This is a genomic window from Brevundimonas sp. FV1ye4L (assembly GCF_058681255.1).
In genome coordinates, this window is sequence record NZ_CM178734.1 from 2,169,678 (window position 1) to 2,191,766 (window position 22,089).

The following is a 22,089-nucleotide window of genomic DNA, read 5'->3' on the forward strand; positions in this document are numbered from 1 at the left end:
GGGCCATGAGCGCGCACGGGGCGACCATCGAATGGATGCGGGGCGAGCAGCCCTTCACGGACAAGCGCTACAGCCGCGCCCACAGCTGGAGCTTCGACGGCGGGGCGGTGGTCTCCGGATCGTCGTCGCCCTCCGGCGTGCCCGTGCCCCTGTCGGACGCCTCGGCGGTCGATCCGGAGGAGGCGATGGTCGCCTCCCTGTCCAGCTGCCACATGCTGTGGTTCCTGGCCTTCGCCGCCAACGCGGGTCTGGTGGTCGATTCCTATCGCGACGCGGCCTCCGGCGAACTGGACAAGAACGCGGCGGGCGCCCGGTATCTCGCCCGCGTCGCCCTCCGCCCGGTGACCGCCTTCTCCGGCCGCCAGCCTGACCAGGCCGAGCTGGACGCCCTGCACCATTCCGCCCACGAACATTGCGAAATGGCCCATTCGGTGCGCGCGGACATCACCATCGAGGCGACCATAGGCTGACCCCCTTCAGACGTTCGGGACAACGTCCGTCAGGAAGGCGCGGAAGCGGCGCAGGGAGTCTTCGGTCAGGTCCGGGTCGTGGCGCATCGGGCCGTTGTTGGTCGGTTCGTCGAAGGCGTGGGTGCCGGCGGCGACCCAGCTTTCGACCTCGGCGCCGCAGTTGCGGATCATGGCGTTGACCATTTCAGCGTTGCGCACCGTGGTCAGGTGATCGCGCTTGCAGGTCACGGCCAGCACCTTGGGGCAATGCCGCCAGGGCTTCATCCGGTTGAAGGCGAACGGACCGATATAGGGATAGGCCAGCCAGACGGCCCGGACGCCCGACAGGTCGGCCGCGCCGGGATCGGCCACGCCCATCGTATTCGGCGCGGGGTCGGCGCTCATCATCTCCATGATCGACCAGCCGCCGTGGCTCCAGCCGGCCAGGGTCAGCCGGGTCGCGTCAACATCCGGTCGGGCCGAAATCCCCTGGATGGCCGCCAGCACGTCGCCGCCCCGTTCGTATCCCCGGAAGGCCAGGCCGGTGCAGACCGCCGACAGGGTGAAGGCCCGGCCCCAGCCGCGCGGGCCGTAGGAGTCGACGATAAAGGCCCGCCAGCCGGCCGCCTTGGCCGCCTCGGCGTAGCGGGGCAGGTGATCGCGCAAACCGCCGCAGCCGTGGAACAGCAGCACCGCCGGCCGGGGCCGGTCGTCGTCGGGTCCAACAACGGTCAGATGGGGTTCGAGGCGGGCCCAGCGGCGCTTCAGATCGTCCATTCCCGATTTACGCCGCACCGCGCCGAAGAAGACCACCCCCCTTGCGCATTTCATTATTCAGATATATCTAATCTCTCAAGAATAGATATATCGAAAAGGAATCGATCATGAGGTCCAAGGGGATCTTTCAAGGCCGCCGCGACGGATGCGGCGAAAAACACGGCCGCCACGGCGGTTTCGGTCATGGCTTCGGGCGCGGGATGCGCGGCGGACGCGGCGCAGGCTTCGGGCCGGGCTGGGAAGGCGGCGAGGGGCGCGGTCCCGGCCACGGCCGACGCGGCGGCGGCGCGCGCCTGTTCGACCACGGAACCCTGCGCTGGGTCCTGCTGTCGCTGATCGCGGACAAGCCCAGCCACGGCTACGAACTGATCAAGGCGGTCGAGACCCGGCTGGGCGGCGCCTATTCGCCCAGCCCCGGCGTCATCTACCCCAGCCTGACCCTGCTGGAGGAGATGGGCGCGCTGGAGTCCGAGGCCCAGGGCGGCAAGAAACTGTATTCGATCACCGAGGCCGGCCGCGCCCTGCTGGCCGAAAACGCGGCGATCCTGCGCGCCGCCGAGGCGACGATGGACAAGTTCGCCGCCCGCGCCCTGCGTCCGACCGCCATCCAGGACGCCATCGGCCGCCTGCGCCACACGATCCACGGCCGTCTGACGGGCGAGACCGCCCTGACCGAGGCCCAGGTCCAGGCCATCGCCGCCATCCTGGCCGAGGCCGCCGACAAGGTGGACCAGGCATGACCGACGCCCTGCGCATCCCCCGGCGCGTACGGCACGAACTGAAGTTCCGCACCCTGACCGTGGCGTCGGTCCAGGATCTGACCCCGGCCTATCGCCGTATCGTGCTGGAGGGGGCGGATCTGGACGGCTTCGTCTCCCTGGGCTTCGACGACCATGTGAAGATCTTCCCGATCGCCGAGGGCCAGGCGCCGGTCCTGCCGACGGTGGGGCCCGACGGTCCGGTCTTTCCCGAGCCCCGTCCCGTGGCGCGCGACTACACCCCCCGCGCCTATGACGCCGCCGCCCGCCGCCTGACGCTGGACTTTGTCGTCGGCCACGGCGGTCCGGCGACCGAATGGGCCATGGCGGCCGGGGTCGGCTCGGTCCTGGGCGTCGGAGGGCCGCGCGGGTCGTTCATCGTCCCCACCGCCTTCGCCGACCATGTGTTGATCGGCGACGAGACGGCCCTGCCCGCCATCGCCCGTCGTCTGGAGGAACTGCCCGCCGGCGTCCGCGCCCATGTGGTGGTCGAGGTCGCGAACGCAGACTCGACCCTGGCCTTCGACAGCGCCGCGGAACTCGCCGTGACCTGGGCCGTCCGCGACGGCGCCCCGCGCGGCCGGGCCGAGACCCTGCTTGCCGCGCTCGACACGGCCCTGACCGGGGTTAGCCCGCAGGACGCCTATGTCTGGATCGCCGCCGAATCCGCCGTGGCCAAGGCCCTGCGGACGCGCGTGCTGGCTCTCGGCTTTTCGGCCAAGTCCATGAAGGCGGCCGGATACTGGCGGCTGGGCGGCGCGGGCGCCCACGAAGTCATCGAGGACTAATATCTTCCGTCATTCCGGGCGTAGCGTAGCGGAGACCCGAACCCAGCGGCGCCAAAGGCAAAATCTGTCCGCTTCGCCGCTGTTGGAGACCGAGTCCGCGACAGTGTCGCGCTCTCACGCGCCGCTGGGTTCCGGGTCTTCGGGCCAAGCGGCCCTTCGCCCGGAATGACGAAAGAAGAGGGGCTAACCCGCCACCCGCAGCGTGAGGTTCAGCCGCCCGCCGCCAGGGATCAGGCGCGACGAGCCCTCCAGCACACGGTCGATCCCGTGCCGGGCCAGTCGCGCCGGTCCCGTCAGGGCGCAGACGTCGCCGCTGTCCAGTCGCAGCGTCGTGGTGCGACCGCCCTCGACCGGCCCGATGCGGAACATCGCCGCGTCGCCCAGCGAGACGGACAGGACCGGCGCGCCCAGATCGGCCTCGTCCTTGTCCTGGTGCAGGCCCATCTTCGCCCCCTCGCGGTACAGATTGACCAGACAGGCGTCCGGCCGCCGGGGGCCGCCGACCGTCGCGTCCCAAAGGTCCAGCAACACCGGCGGAATATCCGGCCACGCCCGCCCCGTCTCCGGATGCGTCGCCTGATAGCGATAGCCGCCCCGGTCCGAGACCCAGCCCAGCGGCCCGAAATTGCTCATCCGCACCGAAAACGGCCGCCCGCCCGGCGTCTGTGGCTGGTAAAAGGGGCCCTCTTCCAGCCGCACGAACACCGCCTCGACCAGTTCGACCTGGGCCTGGGCGTCCAGAGCGCCGGGCCACAGGCGAAAGCCCTCGACGGTGGTTTTGACCTCTAAAATCGCGGACATCGCCTCATCCTGCGCGAAAACCGGTTCCGCCGCATCGCTGAATCGCAGAACGCCCTTGCAGGCCTATGGGACTTTCCCATATCGGGGCCAGCTTCGGAGAAACCCCGAGAAGTTTGGGGCTATCCGGCATCCATCACGCCAACCCACAGGGGGCGGTCACGCGCGGCGCTTCGTCGAAGGCCGCCGCATCGCCCGCCATACGGAGAGAATAGTACGCCCATGGCCAAGATTATCGGCATCGACCTCGGCACCACCAACTCGTGCGTGGCCGTCATGGACGGCAAGGCCCCCAAGGTTATCGAAAACGCCGAAGGCGCCCGCACCACCCCGTCTGTGGTCGCCCTTCAGGACGGCGGCGAGACCCTGGTGGGTCAGCCCGCCAAGCGTCAGGCCGTCACCAACCCCGCCAACACCTTCTTCGCCATCAAGCGCCTGATCGGCCGCAACTTCGACGACCCCGTCGTGGCGAAGGACAAGGGCATGGTGCCCTATGAGATCGTCAAGGGCCCGAACGGCGACGCCTGGGTCCGCGCCCACGGCAAGGACTATTCGCCGCAACAGATTTCGGCCTTCACCCTGATCAAGATGAAGGAGGCCGCCGAGGCCTATCTGGGCGAGAAGGTCACCCAGGCCGTCATCACCGTCCCGGCCTATTTCAACGACAGCCAGCGCCAGGCCACCAAGGACGCCGGCAAGATCGCCGGGCTTGAAGTCCTGCGCATCATCAACGAGCCGACTGCGGCCGCGCTCGCCTATGGCCTCGAGAAGAACGAAGGCCAGAAGATCGCCGTCTACGATCTGGGCGGCGGCACCTTCGACGTCTCGATCTTGGAGATCGGCGACGGCGTCTTCGAGGTGAAGTCGACCAACGGCGACACCTTCCTGGGCGGCGAGGACTTCGACGTGCGCCTGGCCGACTATCTGGCCGACGAGTTCAAGAAGGAACAGGGCGTCGACCTGCGCCAGGACAAGCTGGCCCTCCAGCGCCTGCGCGAAGAGGCGGAAAAGGCCAAGAAGGAGCTCAGCTCCACGACCCAGTACGAGGTCAATCTGCCGTTCATCACCATGAACGCCTCTGGCCCGCTGCACCTGAACATCAAACTGTCGCGCGCCAAGCTGGAAGCCCTGGTCGACGACCTGGTCGCCCGCACCATCGAGCCGTGCAAGAAGGCCCTGGCCGACGCGGGCCTGAAGGCCTCGGATATCGACGAAGTCGTCCTGGTCGGCGGCATGACCCGCATGCCCAAGGTGCAGGAGGCCGTGAAGGCCTTCTTCGGCAAGGAGCCGCACAAGGGCGTCAACCCTGACGAAGTCGTGGCCCTGGGCGCCGCCGTTCAGGCCGGGGTTCTGCAAGGCGACGTCAAGGATGTGCTGCTGCTGGACGTGACGCCCCTGACCCTGGGCATCGAGACCCTGGGCGGCGTCTTCACGCCCCTGATCGAGCGCAACACCACCATCCCGACCAAGAAGAGCCAGACCTTCTCGACCGCCGACGACAACCAGTCGGCCGTGACGATCCGGGTCTTCCAGGGCGAGCGTCCGATGGCTTCCGACAACAAGATGCTGGGTCAGTTCGACCTGATGGGCATCCCGCCGGCGCCGCGCGGCATGCCGCAGATCGAGGTCGCCTTCGACATCGACGCCAACGGCATCGTCAACGTCTCGGCCAAGGACAAGGCGACCAACAAGGAACAGTCGATCCGCATCCAGGCCAACGGCGGCCTGTCGGACGCCGACATCGACAAGATGGTCAAGGAAGCCGAGGCCAACGCCGCCGCCGACAAGGTCCGCAAGGACCTGGTCGAGGCCCAGAACGCCGCCGACAGCCTGATCAACTCGACCGAAAAGGCCCTGGCCGAACACGGCGACAAGGTCGAGGCCGACGTCAAGACGGCGATCGAGACCGGTCTGACCGAGCTGAAGACCGCCCGCGAGGGCACGGACGCCGAAGACATCCGCGCCAAGACCAACACCCTGGTCCAGGCCTCGATGAAGCTGGGTGAAGCCATGTACGCCCAGCAACAGGGCGCCGGCGAAGGCGACGCCGCCCCGGCTGACGACGGCGTGGTCGACGCCGAGTTCGAGGACGTCTCGGACGCCGACGGCGACGAAAAGAAGAGCGCCTGATCCGCAACAGGTCGGCGAAATGATACGGCCCCGCTTGTCTTGCGATAGGCGGGGTCTTTTCATGAAACTTGCATCATTCGTTCCGGCCCCCATGTCAGCCGGGACACCGTCTTGCCCAGAACCCGCAGAGGTTCAGGGCGGGCGGCAGGGGAAGTAATGAGGACTGACGCCCGATGGCGCGTGATTATTACGAGATACTGGGCGTCGAACGCACGATCGACGCGCCCGGTCTGAAATCGGCCTACCGCAAACTGGCCATGATCCATCACCCGGACCGCAACGGCGGCTCGGAAGAGTCGATGGCCCAGTTCAAGGAAATCTCCGAGGCCTATACGGTCCTGTCGGACGATCAGAAGCGCGCGGCCTATGACCGGTTCGGCCACGCAGGGGTCAACGGCGGCGCAGGCGGCGGCTTCGGTCAGGGCCAGCAAGGCTTCTCGGACATCAACGACATCTTCTCCCAGGTGTTCGGCGACGCCTTCGGGGACGCCTTCGGCGGGCGCCAGGCCGGCCGGGGCCAGCAGGGCGGACCGCGTCGCGGCTCGGACCTGCGCTATGACCTCGAGATCAGCCTCGAACAGGCCTACAAGGGCGCCGAGGTCGAGATCGATATTCCCGCCACCCTGACCTGCGAGACCTGCGAAGGCTCGGGCGCCAAGCCGGGCACCAAACCGGTCACCTGCACCACCTGCAACGGCGCCGGCCGCGTGCGCCAGGCCAACGGCTTCTTCCAGGTCGAGCGGACCTGCCCCCGCTGCCACGGCGCGGGCCAGATGATCGCCGATCCCTGCACCACCTGTCACGGCCACGGCCAGGTCCGCAAGACCCGCACCCTGAACCTGAAGATCCCGGCCGGCGTCGACGACGGCTCGCGCATCCGCCTGTCGGGCGAGGGCGACGCCGGTCAGCGCGGCGGCCCGCGCGGCGATCTTTATGTCTTCCTGTCGGTGACGCCGCACGACCTGTTCGAACGCGACAACCTGGATCTGCTGGTCACCGTGCCGGTTCCCATGACCGTCGCGGCCCTGGGCGGCGAGATCGACGCCCCCTGCCTGGTGTCCGAGGCCTGCGACGGCAAATGCAAGGCGTCCGTCGCCGTGCCCGCCGGGGCCCAGACCGGCAAGACCGTCCGGATCAAGGGCAAGGGCATGCCCCATCTGAACGGCCGCGCGCGCGGCGATCTGGTTGTCGAACTGTTCGTCGAGACTCCCGCCGACCTGACGCCTCGTCAGAAGGAATTGCTGCAAGAGCTTGCCCTGTCGTTCGGCGAGGGGCAGAACCCACGCAACTCCAGCTTCGCCGGAAAGGCGAAGCGCTTCTGGGCCGACATTCTGGGCAATCAGGATGCGGACGGGTCGAAAGAGAACGCGGCTTGAGCGCAATCTTCCACGCCGGCATTTCCGGCTATCGCGGCCGGATGGGTCGTGCGGTGTCTCAGGTGTTGGACGCCCGTGAAGACGTGGTCGTCGCCGCCCGCTTCGACTGGGGCGAGACGGCCGACATCTCGCTGTGCGACGTGATCATCGATTTTTCGACGCCCGACGCCTCCCTGGCCCTGGCCCAGGGTGCGGCCGCGCGCGGCGGCCCGGCCCTGGTCATCGGCTCCACCGGCTTCACACCGGAGCAGGAGGCCGAGCTGATGAAGGCCGCTGAGAAGATCGCCATCGTCAAGAGCGGCAACTTCTCGCTAGGCGTGAACATCCTGATCGGCCTGGTCCAGCACGCGGCCCAACGTCTGGACGCCCAGGACTGGGACATCGAGATCACCGAGGCCCACCACCGCCGCAAGGTCGATTCCCCATCCGGCACCGCCCTGATGCTGGGCGAGGCCGCCGCCGAGGGCCGGTTCACCGACCTGGCCGAGATCCGCTCCGCTCCCTATGACGGCGTTCAGGGCGAACGCGAGAGCGGCAAGATCGGCTTCTCCTCGATCCGCGCTGGCGGCATCGTCGGCGAACACACGGTCCTGTTCGCCTCCGAGGACGAAGTCCTGACCCTCAGCCATTCCGCGATCGACAGGGCGTTGTTCGCCAAGGGCGCCGTCGCCGCCGCCGCCTGGGTCCGCACGCGCCGACCCGGCCTGTACGACATGCAAGACGTGCTGGGCTTCCGTCAGGCTTGATTTTTGGGGCGCTTCGCTCGCGGCGCGGTCGCTCACTGCTTGAGCGCATCTCACCATCCTCACCCTTGGGCTTGACCCGAGGGCCAGACCGTCAGCGCGATCATACGATGGGGAACAGCCCCCGCCGTATGTGCGGCTGAGCAGCAGATCCTCCGGTCAAGTCCGAGGATGACGGAGATGGGGGCCCTTCCGGCCTCAAGTCGGGCGAAGCGCGGTAGGCCCAAGTATCAATGCACGACCCGACGTCGCCCGAACGCAGTCCCCGTCAACAGCGTCTTGATGAAGAAGAAGATGGCGATGACGATGGCATAGCCCAGGAACAGCGCCAGGGCCGTCATCCAGAAACCGACCGTCAGGATCGCCGGCAGGGCGAACTCGCCCCCGTTCAGCACCGGCAGGATCGCCAGCACGATCAGATGCACCAGGGTCGCGCCCAGCGCCGTCGAGGCCAGCGACCGCCAATCCACCATCAGCAGAGCGGCGATGATGGCGATGATCAGCCCCATCACCTGGTTGACGCCGTCGAAGCCGGCGCTGGCCAGACCCGCGATTCCGCTCAGGAAGTCGCCGATCTGATCGATCAGATTTTCCACGTCGTCACTCCTGCAAAAAGAAATTGGAAAAACGTTCCGGCCAAGCTTGGACGGTTCGTAACGGTTAACGCCGTTCGTGCTTAAAGGCTCCCTTGCATGACACCCCCGGCCCCGCAGCCCGGTCGCAGGATCTACAGGACGATATGAAGGCCCGTACCAGCGTCGAAGACATCGCCGGCGGCATCGCGCTCAGGATCGCGGCGGCGGGCGCCTTTTCGATCATGACGGCGACGCTGAAACTGGCCTCGTTCGACGGGGTCGTGGCGGCCGAAATGCTGTTCTACCGCGCCTTCTTCGGTTTGCCGGTCGTGGTGATCTGGGTGCTGACCCAGCCCGGCGGCCTGGCCGGTCTGACGACCCGCCGCCCCTGGGCTCTGGCGGGGCGCAGCGCCCTGGGCATCGTCTCCATTCTCTGCCTGTTCCAGACCCTGACCCTGTTGCCGCTGGCCGACGCCACGACGCTCAGCTTCACCTCGCCCATCTTCGCCACCCTGCTGTCCTTCCTGATCCTGAAGGAGGCGGTGGGGCCGCGCCGCTGGGCCGCCGTGGCGGTCGGCTTTATCGGGGTGGTCGTCGTCATGCGGCCCGTGGCCCTGATCTCCGGAGACGGGGGCCACGCCGTGCCCCTGGTCGGGATCGGTTTCGCCCTGGCCGGCGCCCTGCTGACGGCGGGCGTGACCATCACCCTGCGCCAGCTGCGCGACACCGAACATGTCGCCGCCATCGTCTTCTGGTTCTTCGCCGCGTCGTCCGTAGTGGGGGCGATCCTACTGGTCTTCGTCGGCCGGATGCACGCCCCGGCCACCTTCGGCCTGCTGATCGGCTCGGGTATCGCCGGGGGGCTGGCCCAGCTGTTCATGACGGCCTCGCTGCGCGCCGCCCCGGTCGCGGTCGTGGCCCCCTTCGACTATCTCCAGATCGTCGGCGCGATCGTCTTCGGCTGGTGGCTGATGCACGCCACGCCCAGCGCCAACACCTTGGCCGGCGCCGCCCTCATCGCCGCCAGCGGCCTCTACACCGCCTGGCGCGAACACGTCCGCCGCAAGGACGCCCTGATACAGACGACCGCCCCGCCGGTTTAGGGGGCGAGGAAACGCCAATACCTCCACGCCGTTCTGGCCGATCAGGTCAGCGCAGCCATGCCAAGCGTAAGGAAGAGGGCCGCGATAGGCAGGATCACCCACGGCGCGCCTGATCCGGTGATCAGATGGGCCGCAATGTTCAGCGGCGTCATTATGGCCAGCCAGAAGACGGTGCGTCTGGCGATCAGCGACCAGAGTCCTGACTTCCCCATCGCAGCGCTTTCCTCTCCCTACCGCCCCGTCGATCCAAACCCGCCCGCGCCGCGAGCCGTCTCGTCCAGTTCCTCGACCTCGACCCAGTCGGCGCGTTCGTGCTTGGCGATCACCAGCTGGGCGATGCGCTCGCCGCGACGGATGACGAAGGGCTCGGCGCCGATATTGGCCAGGATCACGCCGCATTCGCCGCGATAGTCGCTGTCGATGGTGCCCGGCGCATTTGGGCAGATAATGCCGTGCTTCAGCGCCAGGCCCGAGCGCGCCCGCACCTGGGCCTCGAACCCCAGCGGCAGGGCGATCTTCAGGCCCGTGGGCACCAGGGCGCGGGCGCCCGGCGCCAGGGTCATCGGCTGGTCTTCCGGCACGGCCGCGCGCAGGTCCATCCCGGCCGATCCCGCCGTCTCGTAGGCCGGCAGGGGCAGGCCCTCGGCATGGGGCAGGCGCAGGATCTGGATGGCGGTCTCGGTGGTCATTGGACGCTCTTGAAATGGTCGGCGACACGGGCCGCGACGGCCTGGGCGATCGCGGTCTTGGATTGGCGGGGCCAGCTTTCGGTCTGGTCGGCGGTGACCAGCAGCACGGCGTTGCCGTCCGAGCCGAAGACGTCGTCGGACACGTCGTTGCCGATGATCCAGTCGCAGCCCTTGCGCGACAGCTTGGCGCGGGCATTGGCCTCCAGGTCCGTGGTCTCGGCGGCGAAGCCGATCACCAGGGTCGGCCGGTTCGGGCCCGGCGCGGCGATCCCGGCCAGGATGTCGGGGTTCTCGATCAAGGCCAGGGTCGGCGGGCCGCCCGGCCCCTTCTTGATCTTGCCGCCGGCGATGGTGTCCACGCGCCAGTCGGCGACGGCGGCGGACAGCACGGCGATGTCGGCCGGCAAGGCGGCCTGGGTCGCCGCCTGCATCTCCAGCGCGCTCTCCACGTCGATCCGCGTCACCCCGACCGGCGCGCCCAGGGCCGTCGGCCCCGACACGAGGGTCACCTCCGCCCCCAGTTCGGCCAGTGCGGCGGCGATGGCGTAGCCCTGTTTGCCGCTGGAGCGATTGGTCAGGCCCCGCACCGGGTCGATCGGCTCGAAGGTCGGCCCCGCCGTGACCACCGCTTTTCGGCCTGCGAGAGGCCGTCCGGCCGCGCCCGTCAGCAAGCCCTGAATGGCCTCCAGGATCGCCGCCGGTTCCGCCATCCGGCCCGGCCCATATTCGCCGCAGGCCATCTCGCCGTCGTCCGGGCCCGCCACAACCACGCCGTGGAAGCCTGGGAAGGCCTTCAGCCGTTCCATATTGGCCTGGACCGCCGGATGCTCCCACATCCGCACATTCATCGCCGGCGCCAGCAACACCCGCTTGTCGGTCGCGATCAATGTGGTCGAGGCCAGGTCGTCGGCTAAACCGTTCGCCGCCTTGGCGATCAGACCGGCCGTCGCCGGCGCCACGACCACCAGATCAGCCCAGCGCGACAGCTCGATATGACCCATGCTGGTCTCGTCGTCGGGGTGGAACAGGCCCGACCGCACCGGATGGCCGCTCAGCGCCGCCAGCGACAGCGGCGTCACGAACTCAGCCCCGGATTCGGTCAGGATCACCCGCGTCTGTCCGCCCGCCTTGGCGATCAGCCGCACCAGCTCCAACGCCTTATAGGCCGCGATGCCGCCGCCGACGATCAGCAGGATTTTGCGGTTCGAGAGGGGGCGACTGTCCATGACCTCGGTCTAGCGGCCCCACGCGACGCCGTCGAGACGGTGGAAAAGAACATTGCAGGAACATAAAGGTTGTGCTTGTATCGCGTCAGACGGGTATTTGATGGAGGGGCGGGGATGATTGCGAACCAGCGACAGCGCGCGGCGATGGCTCTGGCGGCGGCGGGGCTGATGATGATGGGGCTGGCGGCCTGCGACAACGCCTCGGCGGTGCAGACGCGGGACCGGACGGCCGAGGCCGCGCCCATCGGCCTGGCCATGACCGCGACGGAAACTGCGGACGGCTCGTCGGCGGCCCAGCCCAAGCCGGTCTTGACCACCGGCCGGCGCGAGACCGTCGACGCCAAGATCGCCCGCCTCTACGACCGCAACGGCGCTGATTTCGGCGCGACCTCGGCCGGGGACTATCTCGACAAGGTCACGGCCTTCACCACCAAGCCGCCGCGCGACGCCGAGACGGTGAAACGGCCCAATGGCGACACCCTGATCTATCAGGCCTCGACCAACACCTTCGCCGTGGCGGCGCGCGACGGCACGCCCCGCACCATGTTCAAGCCGACCACGGGCGCCGACTACTGGGCCGAACAGAAGAGCGCGGCCCCGACCTTCGGCCAGAGGCGGCAATCGACGCAGGACGCCGGCTGATATAGAGGGCGGGGTCCGACCCCGCTCTGGAGCCCGCCCGATGTCCGACGCCCCCTCTGGCCAAAAGCCGCTGCTGAAGACGGCGCTGATCTATGATTTCGACGGCACCCTGGCGCGCGGCAATATGCAGGAGGTCAGCTTCATCCCCTCCGTGGGCATGGACATCGGCGCCTTCTGGGGCGAGGCCGAGCGCCTGACCAAGGACGCCGACGGCGACGGCATCCTGATGTATATGCAACTGATGCTCCACCACGCGCGCCAGAACGGGGCGCCGGTGACGCGCGAGACCCTGCGGCGGCACGGCGAGGCCGTGGCCCTGTTCGAAGGCCTCAAGGACCTCAGCTGGTTCGACCGGATGAACGCCTTTGGGGCGCGCTACGGGCTGGAGATCGAACACTATATCGTCTCAGCCGGGCTGGAGGAGATGATCGACGGCACGCCGATCCGCCCCGCCCTGAACCACGTCTTCGCCTCCCACTACGTCTATGACGAAAAGGGCGAGGCTGCCTGGCCCGCCGTGGGCGTCAACTACACCACCAAGACCCAGTATTTGTTCCGCATCAACAAGGGGGTGAAGAACCACTGGGAGCACGAGCGGATCAACCACTTCATCCCCGACGACCAGCGGCCGGTGCCGTTCGAGCGGATGATCTTCATCGGCGACGGCGACACCGACGTGCCGACCATGAAGATGATGCACACCAAGGGCGGCTTCTCGATCGCCGTCTATGATCCCCGCTCGAACGAGAAGGATCAGAAGAAGGTCTATTCCCTGATCTCGGAAGACCGGGTCAATTTTGTCGCCGCCGCCGACTATCGCGAAGGCTCGGCCCTGGACCTGATCGTCAAGGGCTTGGTCGGCCGCATCGCCATCAACGCCGGCGCCATGCCGGCGGGGATGTAAGTCTAACGCCCCCCGGCGCGCAGCCAGGCGTCGCGGGCGCCGATCAACCTGGCGGGCGCGAGGCCGCGCAGGGATCTGGCGCCCGTCTGTTTCAGGCCCGCCTCCTGCCCCTTCTGCCAGACCACGGTCGCCGGATAGGCCACGGCTTCGGCGACATCGACGACCACCACATCGGACGGCAAGGCCGCGCCCCGGTCGAGCCTCAGCCGCATGCCCGAGCTCGACAGATCTACGATCAGACAGGCGGTCTCGAGCCCCGTCGCGCACACCACGCCTCGCGCATTGACCGATCTGCGTGGTTCGCCGCGTCGATCAGCGGCGGAAGCGGGCTTGGATCCAAACATGCTCAGGCCTCGCAACACGCATCGGCGATACAGGGTACGCCGTCGAACTTCGCCGCTCGAAACGGCTGTCCATGCCGGTAGCCGAGTTTGAGCGCCTCAGGAAGAGAGGGGGCTGGAGCCGGATTGTTTCGGACAGACCGCGCCGCGACACCTCATCAGCCGATCAGGCTTAAAGGCTCGACTTCCACAGCAGCACGCCGGCCCGCTCGGCCAGGACCGGCACGCCCATTTCGTTGGCCGTGGCTGCGGCCTCGTTCAGGATCAGGTTCAGGTGGCGGGGCGCGGGGCCGCCCAGACGATGGCGGGCCAGGGCCAGGTCGGCCAGCCCGATCTGGTCGGCGGCCCAGTCCAGCGGCGCGGCGCCGACCAGGCGGCGGCGCAGGCGGTCTTCCAGCAGATCCAGTCCGGCGAGGTCGCGCACAGCCTCGGCCAGAGCGATTTCACGGGACATGCGGCGCTCGCGCACCAGGGCGCCGACGATCAGGCCGCGCCCCTGGGTCAGGGCCTCGGCCTGGTTCAGCAGCATCAGCGGCGTGGCGTCGTCCCCCGCCCGCAGCACCTGGATCACGGCCCAGTCCAGCGGGCTGTGGTCCGGCGTGAACTGGTCGGCGGCGGCGTCGAACATCATCCGGCCCTGGTCCTGGGCCTCGGCGTGGCCGGCCACGGCCGCCAGGGCCGACAGGCCCGCCCCGCACAGGGCAAGGGCCCGGGCGCGGGTCAGGGGGCGATAATCGGGGGAGGCGGCCTCGACCAGAACGCCGAGATCGCGTCCGGCCTGGTCCAGCAGGCGGGCGTCACGCTTGATGACCCCGGTCTCCAAAGCAAGGCCTGCACGGTCCAGCCGCAGGTCCACATCCCCCGCGCCGGCCTCGTGCTGGGCCATGTCCATCAGGGCGGCGGCGTCCATCAGGGCGGCGGGGTCGCCGGACAGCCGCGCCTGACGGGCCTTGACGCGTGAATGAACAGCGGACAGTTCGCCGGAAACGGCGGACCGGCGCGTCGGAGCAACCCCCGCCAAGACGGCGAGAGCGCGGTCCAGATGGGCGGGGTCGCCGCACAGGTCGAATCTCAGCATCAGGACCTGGGCCTTCTCGACGGCGGCGCCGGCGCTCTGGGCCTCACCCACGGCGGCGCGCGTCAGGCTGTCGGCGCAGCGTTCGGCCCGGTCCAGACTGTCGGCGGCGCCGCTACGCCGGGCGTGTTCGCGCCACAGGGCGGCGGCGCGACGTTCGGTCTCGAACGGGCGGTTGCAGGAGACCCGGCCGGCGTCGGTGGCTTCCCGACGCGCCTCGGCCGCCAGCAGATCGACGCCGATCAGCTCGACCCAGCCCAGATCCTCGCTCTCGCGGGCCTGAGAGAAGAGTTTGCGAAGGTCACGGCCGAACTCGAACATACGCTGGGCGCCTTTAAATCCCGGTTCGGGACGGCTGGTGCGTCCCATGAGGGTTCCATTGCAAACGCGACGCCGTCATCGGGGTTCAGCCTGGCCTTAAGGATGATTGTTCAGTTGAGATCGGGTGTCTTCTGGAGGCAGCGTTGCAGGGCCGCGCGCGCAGCGGGGGCGTCGGCGTTCAGGCGGCGCACGGCGTCGATCCGGGCGCGGGTCTGGTCGGCCTCGGCCGCCGGCGCGGGCTTGCCTGCGGCGGTGCCGGCCTGCATGGCCGCCAGCGTCCAGAACAGGGCGGCGTCATAGAGGCGCTGTCCCTCCGTGCTTTCGCCGCCTTCCAGTTCGGACGCGGCCTGGGTCAGGCCGGCGCAACGCACCGCCTCCTCGTAGGAGACGAGGCCGACTGCCGGATTTGGGCCCGCATTTGGGACGGTCTGCGTCAGCAGGCTGGCGAGGGTCAGGGCGACCAACATCTAAGGCTCCATCGACGTCCCCCCGGACATCGCGCTTATCTGACCACGTTCGCGCGGCCGCGAGAAGGTCGAACCCGAGCGGCAATTGGTCGGGATTGCGAATAACTGCCGATTTACCGGAAACCCTGTATGCTGCTGTGCAGCAAAAGGTCGCCGGGCGCGCCCGGCGCAGTAATGGATCGCCATGCTCTACGCGTTTCACGAACTCGCCTACCAGTCGGCCCTGCCGTTCCGGGTCGGGGCCCAGATGGCCCGGCGATTCTGGTCTTCGCCCTTCAACCCGGCGTCCGATACCGCGGTGGGCCGCACCGCCTACGCCTCGGCCGAACTGTTCGAGAGCGTCACCCGCCGCTACGGCAAGCCGGACTGGCGGCTGGAGACGATCGACATCGGCGGCAAGTCCGTCCGCACCGTCGAACAGGTGATCTGGCAGAGCCCCTGGTGCCGCCTGGTCCGCTTCGCCCGCAACATCGGCGACCTGAAGCGGGCCGGAAAGCCGGCCTCCGGTCCGGCCGTCCTGATCGTCGCCCCCCTGTCGGGCCACTACGCCACCCTGTTGCGCGGCACGGTCGAGGCGTTTCTTCAGGACCACGACGTCTACGTCACCGACTGGATCAACGCCCGTCAGGTGCCGGTGCTGGAAGGCCGGTTCGACTTCTTCGACTATATCAACCACGTCCGCCGGATGCTGGCCGAGATCGGCGGCCGGGCCCATGTGGTCGGGGTCTGCCAACCGGGACCGCCGGTGCTGGCGGCCGGGGCGGTGATGGCCGAGGACGGCGACGAGAACCGCCCCGCCTCCATGACCTTCATGGGCTCGCCCATCGACGCCCGCCTGTCGCCAACCGTGACCAACCAGCTGGCGGAGGAGAAGCCCTTCACCTGGTTCCGGTCGAACATGATCCACACCGTGCCCCTGCCGTATGCGGGCTTCGGGCGGCGGGTCTATCCCGGCTTCGTCCAGCTCTACAGCTTCATGTCGATGAACGAGGCGCGCCACCGCGACGCCCACTGGGACTATTTCAACAGCCTGATCGACGGCGACGGCGACGGGGTCGACAAGCACGAAGAGTTCTATGACGAATATCTGTCGGTGCTGGATCTGACCGAGGAATTCTACCTCCAGACCATCGACATCGTCTTCCAGCAGCATCTGCTGGCGCGCGGCCTGTTGGAGCATCGCGGCCGCAAGGTCGATCTGACGAAAATCAGAGACATCGGCCTGATGACGGTCGAGGGCGAGAAGGACGACATCTCCGGCGTCGGCCAGACCCAGGCGGCGCACGGCCTGTGTTCCAGCATCCCCGACGACCAGAGGGTGCTGTACGTCCAGCCCGGCGTAGGCCATTACGGGGTCTTCAACGGTCGCCGTTTCCGCGAGGAGATCTATCCTCGCGTTCGCGACTTCATCGCCCAGAACGAGGCCCGCCTTGGCGTACCGCAACGGTCAGCGGCTGCCGCTTGACGAAGGGGGTTCGGAACCCGGTTCCGGCCCTACGCTGCGACTATCCGTCAATCCCCGCGCGCGGCGCCTGTCGGTGCGGATCGACGCGCGCGCCGGCGAGGCGGTGGTGATCGCCCCGACCGAGCGCGGCCTGGTCCAGGCCGTGGCCTTCGCCCGGTCAAAGTCCGTCTGGATCTCCGAACGTCTGGCGGTGCGGCCCAAGGGACGGCCGTTGCAGCCGGGCCAGGTCATCTCCCTGCGCGGCAGGCCCGTGCGGCTGGAGGCGACGCCCGGCGCCGGCGCGGCGCGTCTGGTCGAGGACGGGACCGTCATCCGCTCGGGCGGCGAGGGCGAGGCCTATGCCCGTCGGGTCGAGAACCTGTTGAAGCGCGAGGCGCGCGACACGCTTCTGGCCCGCACCGACCACCATCTGCGCGCCCTGGGCCAGACGCCGGTCACGGTCTCCATCGCCGACACCCGCTCGCGCTGGGGCTCGTGCAGCCCACATAACCGCACCATCCGCTATTCCTGGCGGGTGATCATGGCCCCGCCCCCGGTCATCGACTACCTAGCCGCCCACGAGGTCGCCCACCTGGTCCACGCCGACCACAGCCCGGCCTTCTGGTCGGTGGTCGAACGGCTGGTGGGGGATCATAAGCCCTGGCGCAAATGGCTGAAGGACTATGGCGCGGCGCTGCACGCCGTGGGGCGGTAGGCGCCTCATCCAGACCCTCTCCCGCTTGCGGGAGAGGTGGCCCGGCGTCCGCGCAGCGGACCAGGGTCGGAGAGGGGAGTCTTGCTTGAACAAGAAGACTTCCCCCATCGTCAGCCGTCTCGCTCCGCTCGACGAGCTGACACTTCCCCCGCAAGCGGGGGAAGGTCTGTGGGGGCTTCCCCGAAGGATCAGAAGAACAGCGGGTCGCTGCGTTTCTCGGCCGGTTGGCGGCCTTCCGGCTGCTGGTTCGGCGGATCGCGCGGCGCCGGCTGGGGGGTCGGGCGGACGGCGGGCTGCGTCGGCTGAACCGGTTGGCCCGGCTCCTCAGCATAGGGGTCGCCGCCCGTGGGATCCGCCGGTTCGATCGGCAGACCGTCCTCGCCGATGCCCGACATCAGGTCGCCGACCGGATCGGGCGCGACCCAACCCTCGGGCATGGCCGGACCGTCGGGGATGCGGGGCGCGTTCAGGCGCGGCAGAGCCGCCTCCATGAAGCCCTTCCAGATGGCGGCGGGCGAAGAGCCGCCGGTCACGCCGCGCATGGCGGTATTGTCGTCCTTGCCCACCCAGACGGCGGTGACGAAGCCGCCGGTGTAGCCGACGAACCAGGCGTCCTTATAGTCCGAGGTCGTGCCCGACTTGCCCGCCAGGTCGCGCCCGGCGATGGCCGCACTGCGCCCGGTGCCCGAGGTCATGACCCCGCGCAGCATCTCGTTCATGTAATACAGAGACGGATTATTGATCGCCTGGCCGTTCTGGCCGCTGGCCCGCTGATAGATGACCCGGCCCTGGGGGGTGCGGATGCGGCTGATGCCATAGGCCTCGACCCGGCGGCCGCCGTTCGAGAAGGCGTCATAGGCGGTGGCCATCTCCAGCGGCGAAACCTCGACGGCGCCCAGGGCCATGGCCGGCTCCAGACCGATCCGGCTTTCGATGCCCAGGCGGCGCGCGGCGCGGGCCACGCTGTCGCGCCCGATCTGGTCGGCGACATAGGCCGCCACCGTATTGGTCGACTGGGCCACGGCCTGGGCCAGGGTCATGTTTCCGCTGAAGGTGTTGGAATAGTTTTTCGGCGACCAGTTGCCGATGGTGATCGGCTGATCGACCACCGGGGTCTGGGGCGTATAGCCGGCCTCGACCGCCGCCAGATAGACGAAGGGCTTGAAGGCCGAGCCCGCCTGGCGACGCGCCTCGACGGCGCGGTTGAACTGGCTGTCGGCATAGGAGCCGCCGCCGATCATGGCCCGCACACGGCCGTCGCCGTCCAGGGCCACCAGGGCCGCCTGTTCCACGCCCTTGCCCTCGTCGCGGTTCAGGATGCGGCGCACCGAACGTTCGGCGGCGGTCTGTAGGGTCAGGTCCAGGGTGGTTTCGACCACCATGTCCTCGGTCGGTTCGCCGACCAGGCCGCGGATCGACTGGTCCAGCCAGTCGATGAAATACTGGGCGTGCTGGGTCGCCAGGGTGCGCGACACGATGATCGGCTGGGTCACGGCCTCCTCGCGCTGGGCGGCGGTGATGACCCCGGCCTCTTCCATCTCGTTCAGCACGACGGTGGCGCGGGTGGCGGCCCGCTCGCTCTCGGACACGGGCGAATAGCGCGACGGCGCCTTCAGCAGCCCGGCCAGAAGCGCGGCCTCGCCGACGGTCAGATCCTTGGCCGACTTGTCGAAATAGCGTTGCGACGCCGCCTCGATCCCATAGGCGCCGGCGCCGAAATAGACCCGGTTCAGATACAGGGCCAGGATCTCCTTCTTGGAGAATTTCATCTCCAGCCAGACCGCCAGCATCAGCTCCTGCACCTTGCGGCGCATATTCTGGTCGGGCGTCAGGAACAGGTTCTTGGCCAGCTGCTGCGTCAGGGTCGATCCGCCCTGCACCACCCGGCCGGCGCGCATATTGGTCGCCACCGCCCGCATCATGCCGATGGGGTCGAAACCGGGGTGGTGATAGAAGCGCCGGTCCTCGATGGCGATGAAGGCGGCCGGCACATAGTCGGGCAGGGCGTCCAGATCGGCGGGCGGCGCCATCTGGGTGCCCCGGGTGGCGATCAGAGCGCCGTTGCGGTCCAGATAGGTGATCGAGGGCTGACGATCGACATTATACAGGGTCGAGGTGTCCGGCAGGCCGCGCGCAAACACGGCGAAGAAGACGACCAGGAAGATCAGCCCCCAGACGGCCAGCACGGCGCCCCAGTAGAGCGCCTGTTGCAGCCGCGTGCGAGCCGGCTTTGCGCCGCCCTGTTGTCCGCCCCCGAACCCTGGACCCGCCATCGAATATCCTCAAGAACCGCGCATCGGCGGGATTAGCCCTACGGATGTGTACCCCGTATGAACCGCCGCCGAAACGGCTCCGCTCACTTCACGCCAGCGTGAGCGGCTATTTCGCCGAAAGAAAGGCGTCCAGTTCGCCGTAGAAGGCCTGGGGCTGGTCCAGCATGATGAAATGGGCGCTGTCGTCGATCCGTTTCAGGGTCACGCCGGGCAGGTTGGCGAAGCTGCTGCGGAAAATCTGATCGGTAATCTCGGGCGTCATGCGCGGATCGTTGAACTTGACGTACATCACCTCGGTCGGGGCGACGATACGGGACAATTCAGGCCTCAGATCTGTCACGATCAGTTCGCGAAAGGCGGCGGCCGAGACCTTCTGATCGCTCGTGCGGCTGTCTTCCAGAGGGCCGGCCCGCAAACCTTCGGTCGCGATCATGCCCGTGAGCGACACTGTCGCGCGCTGGTCGTACTCTGCGCGGGAAACATTGGCCATGCCGGCGTAGACCTGATCGGCCATCGTGGTGATCGCCTCGTTCGAAGCGCCGGGCGGCGCGAACATCGCGCCCATGAAGGGGATCATGTCCACCACCATCAGCTTGCCGACGCTGTCGGGATGACGCGCGGCCAGCATCAGGCCGATGGTCCCGCCCATCGAATGGCCAACCACCGCGGGCTTCTCCAGACCCTGTTCGGCGATATAGCGGGCGATCTCCTCGGCGACCGGGGCGGCCACCGGGGTCGGCGTCGCGCCCGTCTGGGCGTTGCCTTCAGCCGGAGCGCCGGCGAAGCCTTGGACGTGGATGCGATGGACGCGCCAGCCGACGCCGTCCTGGGCCGTCAGGTGATCCACCGTCCCCTGCCAGATCTCAGGCGACGAGCTGAGGCCGGGGATCAGGATGATGTCGCGCCCGTCCATATCCCCGTCCACCCGGACGTGGATGCGGTCGGAGGCGAACTGCGCGTGATGATGACCGTGGCCGGCCTCGGGATGGGTCCCATGCCCGTCCTGGGCTTGAGCCCGAGCCGGAATCTGGACGGCCGAGGCGATGAACAGCATGGCGGCGAGACCTAAGGCGCGAAACATGGCGAAACTCCCCTGTGAGACGGCTCTTATGCCGCCTGTACTTTGTTTTGTAAAGTTCTCTACGTGCTCCAGGAGGACAGACCCCGCCTCCCTCTGTTATGAGGCGCTCATGAAGCCTGTAGACGCTCCCCCCGTCCAGTCCCCTCAAGCCGAAGCCGCCCCGTCCAAAGCCGGCGCCCAGCCTTTCGGCAAGGGGTTCGTCGCCGACGCCTGGTATTTCGTCGCCCTGTCACGAGACGTCGCCCCGGCCGGCTTGAAACGCTACGAGGTCATGGGCGAGCCCGTCCTGATCGGCCGCACCCGCGCGGGCGCCGTCTATGCGATGCGCGACATCTGCCCCCACCGCGCCGCGCCCCTGTCGGCGGGGAAACTGGTCGAAAAGCCCGGCGAGGGCGAGACTATCGAATGCCCCTATCACGGCTGGCGCTTCCGCCCCGACGGGGTTTGCGCCGCCATTCCGTCCCTGGTCGAGGACCAGGCATTCGAGGCGAACCGCATCAAGGTGCGCGCCTTCCCGGTGCGCGAGAGCCAGGGGATGGTCTTCGTCTGGATGGCCTCGGACGCCCGCAATCCGATGGAGCCGGACCACGCGCCGCCGGTCTTCCCCGGCGTGGTCGGGGCGGGGCCGAAACTGGTCGAGACGATGGATTTCGACAGCCATATCGACCACGCCGTCGTCGGCCTGATGGACCCGGCCCACGGCCCCTATGTCCACCAGCAATGGTGGTGGCGGTCCGAACACTCGATGCACGAAAAGGCCAAGGCCTTCGTCCCGGCCGATTTCGGCTGGGCCATGGCGCGTCACGCCCCCTCGTCCAACAGCCGACTCTACAAGATCCTGGGCGGCGCCCCCGCGACCGAGATCACCTTCCGCCTGCCCGGCTACCGCTGGGAGCATATCCAGGTCGGTGAGAAACAGGTCCTGGCCCTGACCTGCCTGACCCCGATCAGCGAGACCAGGACCCGCATCACCCAGATCTTCTGGTCCGACCACTGGGTCTTCGCCCTGGCCAAGCCCTTCCTGCGCATGGGGGTGGTCGCCTTCCTGAAACAGGACGGCGGCATGGTGAACCTGCAGAACGAGGGCCTGCGCTACGACCCCGCCCTGATATGGATCGACGACGCCGACAAACAGGCCAAATGGTACCAGCAGCTGAAGCGCGAATGGGCGAAGAGCCGCGCCGAAGGACGGCCGTTCGTCAACCCGATCCAGCCCACGACGCTGCGGTGGAAGAGCTGACGCAGCCCACCCTCTCCCGCCGGGAGAGGGCTTGAGCGCCCGAGAGCGTCAGCGATCGGTCTTGCGCGAAAGGGTGAGGGGCACAGTGTTGAAAGGGTGAGGGGCAAGGTGGTGCGAACTGGCCCACCGGCGGACCCCTCATCCGGCCCTTCGGGCCACCTTCTCCCGCAAGGG

23 protein-coding genes are annotated in these 22,089 nt (G+C 68.2%); 12 read left to right on the forward strand and 11 right to left on the reverse strand.

Translation table 11 applies throughout. From position 1 onward, the window contains the following. The first annotated feature begins 5 nt into the window (after window positions 1–5). Complete coding sequence (locus ACW17X_RS10500; protein WP_492097176.1) at window positions 6–470, forward strand: OsmC family protein; 465 nt, start codon at window positions 6–8, stop codon at window positions 468–470. A 6-nt stretch (window positions 471–476) separates the two neighbouring features. Here ACW17X_RS10500 and ACW17X_RS10505 read toward each other — a convergent pair whose 3' ends face one another. Beyond that, window positions 477–1,280: a dienelactone hydrolase family protein gene (locus ACW17X_RS10505; protein ID WP_492097178.1), complete on the reverse strand. Its 804-nt coding sequence runs from the start codon at window positions 1,278–1,280 to the stop codon at window positions 477–479. A 53-nt stretch (window positions 1,281–1,333) separates the two neighbouring features. On the opposite strand from ACW17X_RS10505, the gene ACW17X_RS10510 reads away from it, so the two are divergent. Both ACW17X_RS10510 and ACW17X_RS10515 read left to right on the forward strand, forming a co-directional pair. Continuing rightward, complete coding sequence (locus tag ACW17X_RS10510; protein ID WP_492097180.1) at window positions 1,334–1,966, forward strand: PadR family transcriptional regulator; 633 nt, start codon at window positions 1,334–1,336, stop codon at window positions 1,964–1,966. Next, window positions 1,963–2,772 (forward strand): siderophore-interacting protein, encoded by an 810-nt coding sequence (locus tag ACW17X_RS10515; protein WP_492097182.1) that lies wholly within the window; start codon window positions 1,963–1,965, stop codon window positions 2,770–2,772. The genes ACW17X_RS10510 and ACW17X_RS10515 overlap by 4 nt, the downstream gene beginning before the upstream one ends. A gap of 183 nt (window positions 2,773–2,955) precedes the next feature. On the opposite strand, the gene ACW17X_RS10520 is transcribed toward ACW17X_RS10515, so the two are convergent. After that, window positions 2,956–3,573 carry an alpha-ketoglutarate-dependent dioxygenase AlkB gene (locus ACW17X_RS10520; protein WP_492097184.1) on the reverse strand — a complete coding sequence of 206 codons (618 nt, stop codon included), beginning with the start codon at window positions 3,571–3,573 and terminating at the stop codon, window positions 2,956–2,958. 219 nt (window positions 3,574–3,792) lie between these two features. Between ACW17X_RS10520 and dnaK the strand changes: the two genes are divergently transcribed. From dnaK to dapB, 3 genes are all read left to right on the forward strand, one after another. Then, a complete protein-coding gene (gene dnaK / locus ACW17X_RS10525; RefSeq protein ID WP_492097186.1) occupies window positions 3,793–5,700 on the forward strand; it encodes a molecular chaperone DnaK in 1,908 nt (635 codons plus the stop codon). 173 nt (window positions 5,701–5,873) lie between these two features. Then, window positions 5,874–7,076 (forward strand): molecular chaperone DnaJ, encoded by a 1,203-nt coding sequence (dnaJ, locus tag ACW17X_RS10530; RefSeq protein WP_492097188.1) that lies wholly within the window; start codon window positions 5,874–5,876, stop codon window positions 7,074–7,076. Beyond that, a complete protein-coding gene (dapB, locus tag ACW17X_RS10535) occupies window positions 7,073–7,822 on the forward strand; it encodes a 4-hydroxy-tetrahydrodipicolinate reductase (RefSeq protein ID WP_492097190.1) in 750 nt (249 codons plus the stop codon). The genes dnaJ and dapB overlap by 4 nt, the downstream gene beginning before the upstream one ends. A 227-nt stretch (window positions 7,823–8,049) precedes the next feature. On the opposite strand, the gene ACW17X_RS10540 is transcribed toward dapB, so the two are convergent. Then, a complete protein-coding gene (locus ACW17X_RS10540; RefSeq protein WP_492041829.1) occupies window positions 8,050–8,415 on the reverse strand; it encodes a hypothetical protein in 366 nt (121 codons plus the stop codon). 143 nt (window positions 8,416–8,558) lie between these two features. Here ACW17X_RS10540 and ACW17X_RS10545 point away from each other — a divergent pair, with 143 nt between their 5' ends. Beyond that, window positions 8,559–9,497 (forward strand): DMT family transporter, encoded by a 939-nt coding sequence (locus tag ACW17X_RS10545; RefSeq protein ID WP_492097192.1) that lies wholly within the window; start codon window positions 8,559–8,561, stop codon window positions 9,495–9,497. A gap of 41 nt (window positions 9,498–9,538) precedes the next feature. On the opposite strand, the gene ACW17X_RS10550 is transcribed toward ACW17X_RS10545, so the two are convergent. Genes ACW17X_RS10550 through coaBC form a run of 3 tightly spaced genes read right to left on the reverse strand, consistent with a single transcriptional unit; the run spans window position 9,539 to window position 11,412 of the window. Next, the gene (locus ACW17X_RS10550) at window positions 9,539–9,709 is read right to left on the reverse strand and encodes a hypothetical protein (RefSeq protein WP_492097194.1); all 171 of its coding nucleotides are present in this window, start codon (window positions 9,707–9,709) and stop codon (window positions 9,539–9,541) included. An 18-nt stretch (window positions 9,710–9,727) separates the two neighbouring features. Then, window positions 9,728–10,186 (reverse strand): dUTP diphosphatase, encoded by a 459-nt coding sequence (gene dut, locus ACW17X_RS10555; RefSeq protein ID WP_492097196.1) that lies wholly within the window; start codon window positions 10,184–10,186, stop codon window positions 9,728–9,730. Further along, on the reverse strand, window positions 10,183–11,412 hold the full coding sequence (gene coaBC / locus ACW17X_RS10560; protein WP_492097198.1) for a bifunctional phosphopantothenoylcysteine decarboxylase/phosphopantothenate--cysteine ligase CoaBC: 1,230 nt from the start codon (window positions 11,410–11,412) through the stop codon (window positions 10,183–10,185). The genes dut and coaBC overlap by 4 nt, the downstream gene beginning before the upstream one ends. A 114-nt stretch (window positions 11,413–11,526) precedes the next feature. On the opposite strand from coaBC, the gene ACW17X_RS10565 reads away from it, so the two are divergent. Both ACW17X_RS10565 and ACW17X_RS10570 read left to right on the forward strand, forming a co-directional pair. Beyond that, window positions 11,527–12,054, forward strand: coding sequence for an S-type pyocin family protein (locus tag ACW17X_RS10565; RefSeq protein WP_492097200.1), 528 nt, complete (start codon window positions 11,527–11,529; stop codon window positions 12,052–12,054). A gap of 40 nt (window positions 12,055–12,094) precedes the next feature. Then, complete coding sequence (locus ACW17X_RS10570; protein WP_492097202.1) at window positions 12,095–12,958, forward strand: haloacid dehalogenase-like hydrolase; 864 nt, start codon at window positions 12,095–12,097, stop codon at window positions 12,956–12,958. 2 nt (window positions 12,959–12,960) lie between these two features. Here ACW17X_RS10570 and ACW17X_RS10575 read toward each other — a convergent pair whose 3' ends face one another. The 3 genes from ACW17X_RS10575 to ACW17X_RS10585 all read right to left on the reverse strand — a co-directional run bounded on the left by ACW17X_RS10575 (window position 12,961) and on the right by ACW17X_RS10585 (window position 15,162). Continuing rightward, window positions 12,961–13,302: a PilZ domain-containing protein gene (locus ACW17X_RS10575; protein WP_492088636.1), complete on the reverse strand. Its 342-nt coding sequence runs from the start codon at window positions 13,300–13,302 to the stop codon at window positions 12,961–12,963. A 169-nt stretch (window positions 13,303–13,471) separates the two neighbouring features. Next, complete coding sequence (locus ACW17X_RS10580) at window positions 13,472–14,743, reverse strand: hypothetical protein (protein WP_492097203.1); 1,272 nt, start codon at window positions 14,741–14,743, stop codon at window positions 13,472–13,474. Window positions 14,744–14,805: 62 nt separating this feature from the next. Beyond that, a complete protein-coding gene (locus tag ACW17X_RS10585) occupies window positions 14,806–15,162 on the reverse strand; it encodes a hypothetical protein (RefSeq protein ID WP_492097205.1) in 357 nt (118 codons plus the stop codon). A 184-nt stretch (window positions 15,163–15,346) separates the two neighbouring features. Here ACW17X_RS10585 and ACW17X_RS10590 point away from each other — a divergent pair, with 184 nt between their 5' ends. Next, a complete protein-coding gene (locus ACW17X_RS10590; RefSeq protein ID WP_492097206.1) occupies window positions 15,347–16,627 on the forward strand; it encodes a polyhydroxyalkanoate depolymerase in 1,281 nt (426 codons plus the stop codon). Window positions 16,628–16,700: 73 nt separating this feature from the next. After that, entirely contained in the window at window positions 16,701–17,321 is a 621-nt protein-coding gene (locus tag ACW17X_RS10595; protein ID WP_492097208.1) for a M48 family metallopeptidase, read from the forward strand. A 188-nt stretch (window positions 17,322–17,509) separates the two neighbouring features. On the opposite strand, the gene ACW17X_RS10600 is transcribed toward ACW17X_RS10595, so the two are convergent. Beyond that, entirely contained in the window at window positions 17,510–19,594 is a 2,085-nt protein-coding gene (locus ACW17X_RS10600; RefSeq protein WP_492097210.1) for a transglycosylase domain-containing protein, read from the reverse strand. Between the two features lie 106 nt (window positions 19,595–19,700). Beyond that, the gene (locus ACW17X_RS10605) at window positions 19,701–20,675 is read right to left on the reverse strand and encodes an alpha/beta fold hydrolase (protein WP_492097212.1); all 975 of its coding nucleotides are present in this window, start codon (window positions 20,673–20,675) and stop codon (window positions 19,701–19,703) included. Between the two features lie 109 nt (window positions 20,676–20,784). On the opposite strand from ACW17X_RS10605, the gene ACW17X_RS10610 reads away from it, so the two are divergent. Continuing rightward, window positions 20,785–21,915: an aromatic ring-hydroxylating oxygenase subunit alpha gene (locus ACW17X_RS10610; protein WP_492097214.1), complete on the forward strand. Its 1,131-nt coding sequence runs from the start codon at window positions 20,785–20,787 to the stop codon at window positions 21,913–21,915. Window positions 21,916–22,089: the final 174 nt, after the last annotated feature.